Source organism: Achromobacter xylosoxidans, from assembly GCF_002192695.1.
Taxonomy (GTDB): Bacteria; Pseudomonadota; Gammaproteobacteria; order Burkholderiales; family Burkholderiaceae_B; genus Achromobacter; species Achromobacter xylosoxidans_C.
Map to the genome: position 1 here is coordinate 17948 of NZ_MTLG01000091.1, position 13132 is coordinate 31079.

The window sequence follows — 13132 nt, forward strand, 5'->3', positions numbered from 1 at the left end:
CGACATGAGCGGCACCATCAAGGCCACGGTAGTGGTCGCCAGCGTGGCGTTCACGGCCGCGGGCGGCTCGCTGGCCATCGGCGCTTCGCTGGCCGAGAATGAGATTACGCAGGCGGCAGGCGCGCGCGCCAGCCTCGTCAACACCCGCGTGTTCCACCTGGGCGCCATCAACGTCACTGCCGATACCGTGCAGACGCTGGAAGCGGTAGTCGTGGCTGGCGCCGTGGGAATCGCGTACCAAGGGGCGGCGCTCGCCGCGGCCGGATCATCGGCTTACAACACCTCCCGCGCCGTCACGCGCGCCGAGGTCAACGGTCTGACGCAGGCCGACCCCAACGTGCGGGGCGCGGAAAGCCTGAACATCAAGGCGTCGAACCAGTCCACGCTCAAGGCGACTGCCGCGGGCGCGAGCCTGGCGGGCACTTCACAAGGGCTGGCGCTGTCGGTGGGCGTGGCCCTGGCCAGCAACAAGGCGCTGGGCGCGGTCGAGGCGGCGTTGTCGAACTCGGTGCTGAGCGCCGGCGCGGGCGCTCAGATGACACGGGCGGCCATCACGGCCGAGGACACCACGACGCTGGAGGCCAAGGCCATTGGCGCGTCGCTGGCGTTCGCGATGCAGGGCGGGTCCCTGTCGGTGGGCGCCTCGGTGGCACGCAACGTCGCCGCCATGAGCGTGCAATCCTCCGTGACCGGGTCGACGCTGAACGTGTCGGACGCCGTGGCGGTGTCGGCCAGGGAAACGGCGACGCTGGACGGCGTGTCGGTCGCTGCGTCCGTGGCCGCGGGTTTTGGGGGCGTGGCGGTGTCTGGCGCGGGAGCGGAGAGCACGCAGACGGTCGCCAACGACGTGGGCGGCTATATCAGCGGGTCCTCCATTACGGCCGGCACCGGCGTGTCGGTCAAGGCGGACAACAGCTCCAGCATCAAGGCGGTTACCGGCGCGGTGTCGGTGAGCGCCACCGGCGCGGGCCTGGGCGCCAGCATCGGGGTGTCGATCGCCCGGAACACCTTCGGCGTTCATGCCGGCGACGGCGTGAGCCGCGCCAACCGCGCGCTGGCCTATATCGAAAACAGCACCATCGCCGTCAATCGCGGCAATGTGGACGTGCTGGCCACGTCCAGCGAAACGCTGACCAGCGTCAACTTCGCCGGCAGCGTGGCGGTGGCCGGCTTCGGCGGGTCGGCCGCCGGGTCCGGGGTGCAGGTCAGCAACCGCTTTGCCACGACCGCCTCGGCCTATATCGCCGGTACGCAGGCCATCGCCGGCATTGCAGGCGGGGCCGGGTCCGTGAACGTGCGCGCCCAGGACAGCAGCAGCATCCTGAAGTCCGCCGCCTACGGCGTGGCCGTCGCGGCGTCGCTGCCCGTGCCGGGCAATTTCGGCTTGAATCTGGCCCTGGCCGTGACGCTGGTGGATAGCGTGGCGGCCAACGAGGTCAGCGCCTATATCAATACGGCCAACGGCAAGAACGTCGGCGCGCAAGACGCGGTCTCTGTGGTGGCGGTCGAGAAGACCGACTTCAGGGGCCTGGACGCGGTCACCGCCTCGGTGGCGGTGGGCGGTGGCATCGCGGCCGCGGGCGCAGGGGTGCGAGTGACCAACAACACCCGCAACAACGTCAGCGCGCGGATTTCGGGCGCAGGCAAGGTGGGAGCGCTGGGCAAGGTCGAGATCAAGGCCGATACCCAGGTCCGCGCCGATATCGACCTGACGCAAGTCAGCGTGGCGGTGGGCATGGTGGGCGCGGCGATCGGCGTGGGCATTGCCGAAAACATCGCGCGCGACACGACCACGGCGGCCGTGGACGCCACGACCGTCAGCGCGCCGCTGGTGGACCTGAACGCGCTGGTCAGCGTGGACTTCGGCCAGACCCAGACGGCCGGCGTAGCGGCCACCACCGGGCTGGCCGTCAACGTGAACAAGGCGCTGGTGGACATCGCCACGACGACCCTGGCCGAAGCGCGCAACGGCGCGGTCTTGCGGGGCCTGTCGGCGACCACGCCGGGCCTGGGCGAGACCCCGGGCATGGTCAATATCAACGCCCAGGGCACGTACTATGGCCGCGCCTATTCGAAGGCGATCACCGGTGGCGTGATCGGCGTGGGCGTGATGAGCGCCGAAACCCGCCTGGGCGGCTCGCTCAAGGCATCGGTGGACAATGCGACGCTGCAGGGCGCCATCATCGGCGTGACCGCGAAGGCAACCACGGAGCGCAACGGCGAGGCCGGCTTGCTGGCCGAGGCCCGTTCGCTGGAAGTGGGCGGCGTAACGGTATCGATAGACAGCGCCTCGCTGACGACCTCGTTGGACACGCGCGTGCAGATCGGCAACAACGCCCGCATCGACGGCACTCTGCTGAGCATCACGGCGGACCAGGTGCAGTCCGTGGACATCAAGATGGACGCCGGCACGATCGCGCTGGTGGCAGGACGGCAAGGCAAGGTCGACGTCGACCTGGGCGGCAAGTCCGGCATCGACATCAGCGGCGGCGCGCATGTGACCGGCAACAAGCTGGACATCCGCAGCAACAACACCGTGCGCGGCACGTCCACCCTGAGCGGCTATTCGGTCAGGGTGGCGGGCGCCGACGTCAGCAGGCACACGGTGACGATCAAGCCCGAGTCGAGCATCACCGTCAGCGGCGCGCGGCAGGCCAACAGCACCATCGATACGGCGGGCATGACCGTGGTGCAGGCGCGGGGCAATTTCGATACGCCGGGCATGCTGGATCTGGTCGCGACCAACGACATCATCTACACCCAACGCAATAAGATCACCGGCGTGGCGGGCGTGTCCGTGACGCTGTCTACCAACAAGCTCAGCACCGACGGCGCGTTGGCCCAGGTCAAGGTGAACGGCGCGTTCCTGCGCAATGCCTTCGGCGACGTGGTCATGGCCGCCAACACGCGCGGCGTGACCACCACCGTCAGCGATCTGCTGGTGGTTTCCGTGTCCAGCTTCAGCAAGTCGGACAGCAACAACAACCTGACGGTACGCAACGCCATCCAGATCGACAACGCCTCGATCGAAGGCGACAACATCCTGGCGCTGGCAGGCAACGGCAAGGCGACCGATCCCTTGTCGACCGGTTATCTGCTGGCCAACGACAACGTGTCGTTCACGCTGGTGGGCATCGCGCAGGTGCCGGCGGTGGACAGCGGCGCCAAGGCGCGCCAGATCAACACCGTGCTGATCGACGGCGTGGCGGCCAACGGTTCGGTGCTCAAGGCCCAGCGCAACGTGCGGTTGGAGACCAATCCCTCGAAGCTGGACCAGGCGCGCGTGAACGGTTCGGTGCAGGTGATCGGCCTGAACCTGAATCCCACGGTCAAGCTGGCCGACGGCGTGGTGGACACCACGTCCAGCAGGGTGGCCACGGGTGCGGCCACGCGCATCATCGCGGGCGTGAACAACGCGGCCAACCTGTTCGTCATCCCGGCCGAACTGCTGGAGCAACTGGGCTACACCAGCGCCACGCTGCCCGCTGCGGGAGCGCCTTTGCGGTTCGACTCGAATTCGCCCGCGGTCAAGGCGATCCTGGAGAAACTGCTGGGCGCGGGCAAGACCAGCCTGGACGGAGCGCCAGGCACGGTCAATATCGACGTGCGCTATGAGCTGACGGCGTTCAGCGCCAGCGACATCAAGGTCAACGTCACGGCCGGGATGATCATCGAGCACAACGGCAGCTACTACCGCTACAACAGCCCGAACAGCCGCGACCTGGATCTGGCGGCCGAGGACTACGCCAACAGCAGCTATTGGATGTACTTGAGCAATCCGACTGCCGCCCAGGTGGGCGATGCCCTGAAGTCGAACTTCGGCAGCACCGCTGCGGGCAACGTCGGCAAGCTGTACTTCGTGCTGAAGACGGTGGACATCGCCCAGCCCACGCTGCGCTACGCCAGCCAGCAGAACGTCATCAGCGAGCAGATCCGCACGCTGACGCGGATGCAGGCCGAGCATGCCTCGAACCCGCAGGCCGTGGCGCGCTATCAGGCCAACATCGCCGCCTTGCAGCAGCAGCTGCAAAGCATCCAGATGGGCGTGAAGCTGCAGAACGGCCAGATCCGCTACCTGGATTCCTTCAGCACCTTCTTCATCGACATGCCGGACATGTATGCGTCCGGCGGCTCGGTCTATGTGAACGCGACCGACATCGGCGGCGTGTACCGGTCGGGCATCGACGCCCGCGCCAACACCCAGATCAACATCGTCAACGATTCGCCGATGCTGATGAACGTCAGGGACGCGGTCGTGCTGGACGGTACCATCATCCGCCCGGGTTCCGACGGCCAGCTCAAGGTCTTCAAGACCGGACACCTGTACGTCAACGACGTGTCGGTGATGGGCGCGTCGGGCGCCGAGACGGCCGAGGTCAGCATCAGCCAGATCAAGAACGGCTGGGCCCCGGACCCCTTCGGCGGAGCGTTGAACGATCCTGACGATCCGACCAACAGCGTGGCGAAGATGATTGCGAACGCGCCGGTCGACCTGAGCCTGATGGGCGCGGTGGTCAACCCGCTGGGCAAGGTGTCGGTGATCAACGCGCTGGGCAGCATCAACGTGTCGGGAACCATCCAGGCGCTCAGCCTGGATATCGTGGCCAAGGGCAACTTCAGCCTGCAAAGCGAAGGTTGGTACAACTCGGGCGTCGATCCCACGTTCCTGAACGACAAGTGGCAGAGCGTCATCAACGCCCTGAAGAACAGCGGCGCCAGCACCGGCATCGACGACACGATGCAGAACGTCCTGTTGAAGTGGGGGTACACCAAGCTCGATCCGTTCTCGAAGTACTTGAACGACAATCCGGCGGCGCGGGATTCGCGCATCTTCGCCCTGGGCGCCATCAGCATTTCGGCCTTGACGCTGAACATCGACGGCAAGATCCAGAGCGGCGTGACCGACGCCTACATCAAGATCGACAGCTCGTTCCGCGGCGATCAGGACAAGGCCTTGCAGGACGGCAATGGCTACGCCATCAACGGCGTATCGTTCAGCGCGGACGGTTCATTGAACCGCTATGGCGCCATCACGGGCCGCTTCGACTACGCCACGCAGACCATCATCCTGGACCCGATCAGGCTGGCGGGCGGCAGCATTTCGTTGACCGGGCAGATCGTGTCGGTGGGCAACGGCAATCTGGTCGTAGCCAACGGCTACGCCTCGGTCCATATCGACAACCAGACCACCTATGCGCTGGTGACGCACGATATCGACGTCAGCACCTATCGCCGCGGCCGCATCGAAATCATCGATACGTCACGTGGGCAGAAGGACCTGTACGAGCTGCAAGGCTTGAACAACGTCGTGCACACGGTCTGGAACAAGTTCGTGCAGGTCACGCCGGACCCGGCGGATCCCCTGGCGCTGAGCTGGATCTGGGTCTATGAGAATGGCTCCGGCCAGCGCAGCGCGGCGGGATTGCAGAACTCCGCCGGCACGCTGCAGGATGGCCGGACGCTGACCTTGTCATACAAGCCGCAGACCGGCCAGATGATGGTCTGGGTCATGGGCTGGACATCGGGAGAGACCACCACCACGGTCTACACCACCAAGCGCTTCAACCTGTTCGGGGACTGGGACCCATTGGGCTGGCTGACGGACAACGACACCACCAAGTCCGGCCCGGTGACGGTCTACGAGACGCCGCGCCCGGTGCTGGTGTCCACCGTCCTGGCCTACGACGGCATCAATTCGGTGCCGGACGCGTTGAGACAGCAGTTGGCGGCCAGCGGCAAGCTGAACGACGCGCTGCTGCCGACCACGATCGAGGGCAGCGGCACGCAGAGCCTGGTCGAGGACGCCAACGGCGACATCGTCGGCCCCGACGGCAAGCATTACCGCCTGGAATCGTCGGGTGGCACGGCGCTGGATACGTCCGCGTTCAGCGTGGCCTATCGCAAGTTCAACACCGGGGTGATCGTGCGCAACGACGGCCCGCACACCAGCGGCGGCGGCTGGCTGCGCACCAAGACCACCACGCTCACGCAAGTGGTCGAAAAGAAGCAGCAGGAGCTGTTCACCTTCTACGTGCCGGCATCCAAGGAGATCACGCTGAGCTTCCTGGGCTCCAGCAACAGCGATAACGCCATCTACATCCGCAGCAACGGCAACGTGACGCTGGCCGGCAACCTGATCGTCGGCAACGGCAAGACGGTGCATATCGAGGCCGTGTCGGCCTCCAAGCCGACCTCCATCACGATGCAGGGCGAGGTCGGCATCATGGCGCGCGACGTCAACGGCCAGATGCCGTCCGGCGCATCCGCCGTGGTCAACGTCGATGCCATCGCCCTGGGCGGCGAGATCACCCTGAACATCATGGGGTCCAAGGGCTATACCCGGGCCGAGGCGCGCGACGACATCCGCCTGAACTACTTCTCGGACGGCGGCGCCAGTTCCTGGGCTGCGCTGAAGAAAGTCGCCTCGTCGGCGGGCACGGTCTACATCGAAGCGCTCAACGGCATCTTCAGCCACGCTTCGGCGGGCAACGATACGGTGGTCTCGGGCAACCGGATCGAACTGAACGCCGGCTATGGTGCCATCGGCACGGCGTCCAAGGCCCTGGTCATCCATGCGCGCCAGGGCTTTGCGGCCCAGGCGGGCCTGGCGGGCGGCCCCGCCGGCGCCGACAAGAGCATCTATCTGGCGCAGAACGTCCTGAACGCCGACCTCACGCTGGTCAAACCGGTGAACTGGAGCAACCCGCAGGCAGCCGTGTATGCGGAGCTGGGCGGCGTGCACATCAGCCTGAACGGCGGCTCGCTGCTGGACGGCGAACTGGCCGACACGCGCACCGCGACGGAAAAGGCCTATCCCACGGTCACGGCCAAGATCCTGGCCGAACTGCGGGCGCAACTGGCGCAATACGACAGCTACTGGTCCGGCGTGCGTTCGTTGCAGACCGCCACCGTGACGCTGGGCGGCGCGGGCACCTACCTGAGCACGCAGGCTGAAGGCGGCCAGTACCTGGCGATCAGCATGACGGCCGCCGAGTATGCCGCGGTCTTGCAGGCGGCCGTCGACGGCCAGCGCCTGGTGCGCCTGGCGTACAACAACAGCCTGAACGGCAACGCCCGCACCGAGATCCTGGGATATCTGGGGCTGGTGGCGGGTAGCGGCGCGAACGGCGTCTATCAGTTCAGCTTCACGCCGTACGATCCGTCCAACCCTGGCGCGGGGGCGGTGTCGCTGGCCTCGCTGGGCTATACGGCCGGCAGCCAGGGCGTGCTGTACGGACCGTCGTATGCGCTTGCGGGCGCGACGGAGCAGTCCAACGCCAATCTGCCGATCTCGTTCACGTTGCCTACGGGCGCCCTGACCACGCAGCAGGGCTCCGACACGTTGCGCTTGCAACTCACCGCCGATCAGATGACGCAGTTCGCCGCCAAGGCGGATCCGGCCATCGTCGATTACGCCCAGCGCGTGCTGGCGGGAATGCGCAGCTACACCACCATACTGGTGGGCGGCCAGGTGCTGGCGATAGACCAGATCCTGCCCACGGGATCGTGGTGGGGTTCGGGTAGCTTCGATACGGTCCTGATCCGGCTCAAGTCGCCCTATGTGGGCGATCTGACCACGGCCGATCCCAATGGCCATCGCGAACTGAACATCGTGCTGAGCAATGGCACCGATACGGCCGGGGCCGGCAGCTATACCGGAACCACCGATACGCTGCGGCCCACCGTGCCGGCCGCCGGCTCCGTCGGCACGCCGCAAGCGGGCGACCAGGACATCACGTCGGCCATCGTCAACGCGATCCTGCAGCACAACCTGGCGAACCCGAACGACCTGATCGCCACGGATGCGGGCTCGCTGTACGCGAACCTGACCGCGACGGCGCCGAACAGCGCCTGGTCCGTCATCGAACGCTCGGTCGTTTCCAATCAACTGCTGCTTTCCGGCACGCAACTGGGCTGGAGCATGCCAGGCGGCGTCTCTTCGGTGCAGGCCTACAACCAGTGGATGAACAACGCCGGCAACGGGTTGATAGGCAGCGAGATCACCTTCACGATAGACGGCGTCAGCTACACGCGCCGCATCGAGTCCTTGAGCCTGGTCCAGGCGGACGGTTCGCCCGCCAGCAGCCTGTACAACTCGCAGAATCACGTGTCCGTGACCTTCTCCGGTGCGGCGCTGGAGACGAAGAACTACTACATCCGCAACGGCCTGGGCACGGTGGTTTCGACCCGCCTGCCGACGGAACTGGTGTACGGTTTGACCGGCCTGGGCAAGGGTACGAGTTCGGGTGCGGCGTCGCTGGCCGTGGCCTACACGGTGCAGCGCGGCTTCGGCGCCTCTGCGCTCAAGCAGGGCGTGCTGACTTCCGACACGCCGACGTCCTACTGGGGCTGGTATGGCAGCAACCTGTTGCCGTTCCACAGCTATACGGAGAAATCGGGCTCCGGCGCTGGCTACGCCGAGTACGTGGACATGGGCAACAGCTTCAGCTGGGATCTGACCGGCGCGGGCTTGAGCGACAGCGCCCGCACGCAGCTGGCCAACAGCATCAAGGCGCTGCTGCAGAGCGGGCAGTCGATCTCGCTGGCTGGCCTGGAGCTGTACATGACCAACCAGAACGGCGCCTTGCAGGGCCACGAGCTGGGCGTCTACGATAACGGCACGCTGCAAATCCTGACCATCGTCGACGCCAACGGCAATCCGCTGACGTCCTCCAGTTCCGATAGCGACTGGCTGACAGGCCGCATCACCTTCAGTGGCAAGGTCTACGCGCAGAAATCGCAATTGATGGACCTGGACGTATACAAGAACACCAACGTCCACGACCCGGCCGCGACCGGCGCCTATACGCCGACCTTGCAGGGCAAGACCGTCAATGCAGGCATCCGCCTGGTCGATTCGGGCTTCGCGCAGCAGTCGCTGACGCAGTTCGGCGTGGCCACGCTGACGCTGCCGGGCACGGACCGCCTGGTGCAGGGCCAACGCGTCGAACTGAGCTTCGCGAATTCGACGCAGACCGCCATCTTCTACGTGCAGAGCGTGAACGGGCGCGTGGTGACCCTGTCCGACAGTGTGGACGGCGCCTTCAACGGCGGCGACCCCGTCACGGTGGGCAAGATCCTGGCCCTGGCGGGCAACTCTCCGGGAGCGGTCACCGTCAGGCTGCTGGATGCCGCTGCCAGCGGCGCTTCGGTGCAGGCCGACAATGTCATCACGCTGACCGACATGAACATCGTGCCGGTCACGGACGCCAACGGCCAGGTGACGGGTTACCGCGGCTTGCAGGACTTCGACCGCGTTTATCTGAACGACGTGCGCCTGCAAACGGGCAAGGTGTCGAGCCTGCAGACCAACGTGGCCTATTACGTGCTGGTAGGCGCCAACAATACGATCCAGCTGTTCGCCTCCAAGGAGCAGGCGGTGCTGTACCAGCAGATCCAGGCGTTGAACCAGACGGCGGAAGGGCGCGCGCTGGCCAAGGCGCTGTTCACGGATGCCGGCATCACGGGTGAACTGCTGCGCGGCTTCGCGGCGGCGGACGTGCGCGGCATGTTCACCGTTTCCACGCACCTGTTCCAGGCGCAGGCGGCGGGTTCCACCGAGGGCTTGAGCGCCCAGCTGCAAGCGCTGCATGCACAGTTGCGCAACCAGGGCTTCGATCCCAACTACCTGCCTGCCGCGCTGGACATCGCAGCGACCAAGGACCTGGTCAAGTCGACGCGCAATCAGGTCGTCTACGACTATGTGGTCGACAAGGAACTGGCGCAGACGGCCGAGTACCACAACTACTGGCGCGATCGGCTGGAATCCGCCGTTGGAACGGCAGTCTCCGGACTGATAGCCGTGGCCGATGGCAGTTTCAAGCTGGCCAACATGAACATCGTCGATGACGGTACCGGGCAATTGCGTGCCTTGCGCACTGGCGACGAGATCTACTTCCGGCACTCCGTGGGCGACGTGCGGGCCGACACGGCCTACTACGCCGTCGTCGGTGCGGACGGCACGATCCGGTTGGCGGCATCGCTGGCCGACGCCAAGCTCTACCAGACCGGCGCGGGGCAGAACGACGGCTTGCTGGCCCTGTACCCGAACCTGGGCCAGGCCATCACGCTGGCGTTCGACGCGTCCAGCCTGAACGGGGCGGGGGTGGAGGCGTATACGCGCGTCTATTCGGTGCGCGCCGACGCGCCCGCGCAGACCGCGCAGGAGATTGCCTTGTATGGCCAAACCTATGACGCGGGCCATTTCTTCTATTTCTCGACGGCGACGTTGCGCAATATCGAGAACAATCTGCTGTATCCGGTGTCGGCGGCCATCAACGAACAGGTCTTCGATCTGGAAGGCAGCGGCGAGGCCGCACTGCCCACCGACCGCTTCCTGAATGTGAAGGCGGGCGCGGACATCGTGCTGCGCACCTCCGGCCAGGGCTCGATCGGCGCTGAACTCGGCGACTACACCTTGCAGCTGCCCAGCCTGGGCGGGCTGTCGGAAGCCGACCGCGCCAACGTGTTCGATTCGTTGCCGGAGGCCGACAAGGCCATCCTGTCGCGCGCCAACGCGGTCAATCTGGCGGGCGTCTACCACACGCTTTACCGCTACATCGGCCCGGCCGGCACCATGCCTCTGGACCGCGCCAGCGTCGATTTTTCCGACACGTCGCTGTGGCAGCGCTTCGAGCCGCTGTTCTCCAACGATGCGTCGCTGATGCTGGGCAGGACGCTGGGCGCCCACAGCGCCGTTCAGTTCCTGTTTGCCGACCGTTTCGACCTGTACCAGAACAGCCGCGACGTCTTCATCTACAACAGCAAGATGCTGGAAGGCGCAACGGCCGGCCAGCGCAGCCAGCTGCAGGCCAATATCGATGCCGCGCGCGCCAACGGCGTGCAGGTGGTGGATATCGGCAGCGGTTTCCTGGATCCGGTCTGGAGCCAGATCAGTGTGCCGTACATGGCGCAGGATGGCGCCAGCCCGCAGGCGCTGAGCGCCGGCATGCTGGTGGGCGACATGCGAGACCCTCGCTACCTCACGCTGAAGCTGACGCGCTCGCTCGCGGTGCAGGCCGTCAACGGCGTGGTCTCCGCGTACAGCGACACCACGGTGGGCCTGGACTCGCCGCAGGGCAGCATCCGCCTGGGCGACATCCATGCCAAGGAAGGCATCACCATCACGGTCAGCGCGCAGGGTGGCTCCATCATCGGTACCGATGCCGGCACACTGGAGAGCGCTGGCCAGGTCAGCCTGGTGGCCGACAAGGATGTCGTGGGCAGCACGCGCGACGCCAACGGCATCTATCAATACGATGGCGAAAAGCACCTGCAGCTGAATCTGGCCGCCGGCCACTCCCTGTACGTGGAAGCGGGCGGCGTGGCGCGCGTGTCGCAGCTGGGCGCGCAGGATCTGAACCTGGTCCTGGCGCACACCAAGGGCACGGCGGCAGGCGGCTCGTCCTACCAGGCGGACGCCAATCTGCTGGTCGGCCAGGTGATCTCGGCCGGCAGCGTGACGTTGCAGGCGGGGCAATCGATCCTGAATGCCACGGCCGCAGGGCAGCGGCAGTATGCGAACGTGGTGCTGTCGGATCTGAGCGCGGCGGACCTTGCCGCATTGGGCTACACGCGGGAGGTCGTCCTGATCGCCGGCATGTCCGTGGGCCAGTTGGGCGCGGACCTGTCGCAGCAGGGTACGCCGCTGCTGATCAGCATCTCGCAGGGCGACGCGCAGGCGGTGGTGCGCGCCTCGGCGGCGCAAAGCGTCAATCTGTACGGCATGCACAGCCTGCGCCTGGGTGGCATCGACGTGGTCGATGCCAACGGGGTCCGCGGGGACGCGCGCATCTACGCGCTGGATTCGATCCTGAACGGCACGGCATCCGGGCAGGCCGCCATTACCGCGCGCAATGTTTGGCTGGAAACGCTGTCCGGCACGATAGGCGAGCTGGGCTCGCCGCTGCTGACGGACATGTCCGGCCATCTGGCGGCCTCGGCCCAGGGTTCGATATCGCTCAGCCAGTTGGGCGTCCACGACCTGACGCTGTCGCGGGTGGAGTCGCGCGCACGCGATGAGGTGCATCTGGCCAGCCAGGCCAGCATCGTCAACGACAAGACGGCGCATCCGGGAGTTTCCAGCGGCCGGACGGGCGCGGTCGTGACGGGCGGCAGCCTGTACTTCACGGCGCGCGGTTCGGTGGGCGGCTACGCGCAGTCCGACACCGCCGGCGGGCAGGTCAACGACGCCCTGATCGTGGCGGCGGTGGGGCCGCAGGCCACGATCAACGCCCTGGCGGGCGGCGATGTGGCGCTGGTGCAGGTGGGCGCGGCGGACGACGCGCAAGGCGTGTCGCAGGCGCTGTCCATGAACGTCGGCCGCATCGAGGCGAACAACGCATGGCTGGTGGCGCGCCACGAAGCCGGCCAGGCCACGGCGTCGGGCGACATCCTCCTGTCGGCGGATTCCGTAATCAGCGTCATGGGTGCGCTCAGTCTGCTGGCGGGCAACAATCTGTCGGTGGCGGGCCGCGGCGGTCTGATGCCGGGCGCGCTGATCCAGGCGGGCCAGCGCATCAACCTGCGCGTGGACCGCGACGACCGCGGCCAGGCCGGCTACGGCAAGGCGGCGGTGGCCGACATCAATGGCCGTCTGCTGGCGCCGCAGGTCCATGTGTACGGCAGCGCAACGGGCGACAACACCATCACGTTCGGCGCCACCGCCGAGATCGGCGGCGGGGTGGATGGCCATGGAGCCTTGACCCAAGGCGTCTTGCTGGACGTGACCGGCGGCTCGGGCCGGGACCGCGTGACGCTGCAGGCGCGGTTGGTCGAACAGCAGGATACCGTCGTGCGCACCTTGGACGGCGACGATGCAGTGGTTTTCGATACCTCCGAGCTGCGCGGCAACGCCCTGGTGCAGACGGGGCTGGGCGATGATGCGGTGTCCTTGTTGAACACGCGCATTGCCGGCTCGCTGACGGTACAGGCCGGCGAAGGCGACAATGCGGTGCTGCTGGATGCGGCTGCCGTGGGCGGCGACACCCTGGTCGTTTCCGGGGCGGGCGCCGACCAGATCATCTTGCGGGATAGCGGCCTGGCCGGCGCGTTGACGGTGGATGCAGGCAATGGCGGCAACCTTGTTCTGCTGGACACCGCGACCGTAGGCGGCAATACCGTCATCACGACC

General features: G+C 66.5%; 1 protein-coding gene (only partly in view). It reads left to right on the plus strand.

The window, feature by feature from the left end:
- On the plus strand, positions 1-13132 hold part of the coding region annotated (locus BRO63_RS23455; RefSeq protein ID WP_179215198.1) for a DUF4347 domain-containing protein (this coding region is incomplete at its 3' end). 14060 nt of the annotated region lie to the left of the window's left edge; 13132 of 27192 annotated nt are visible.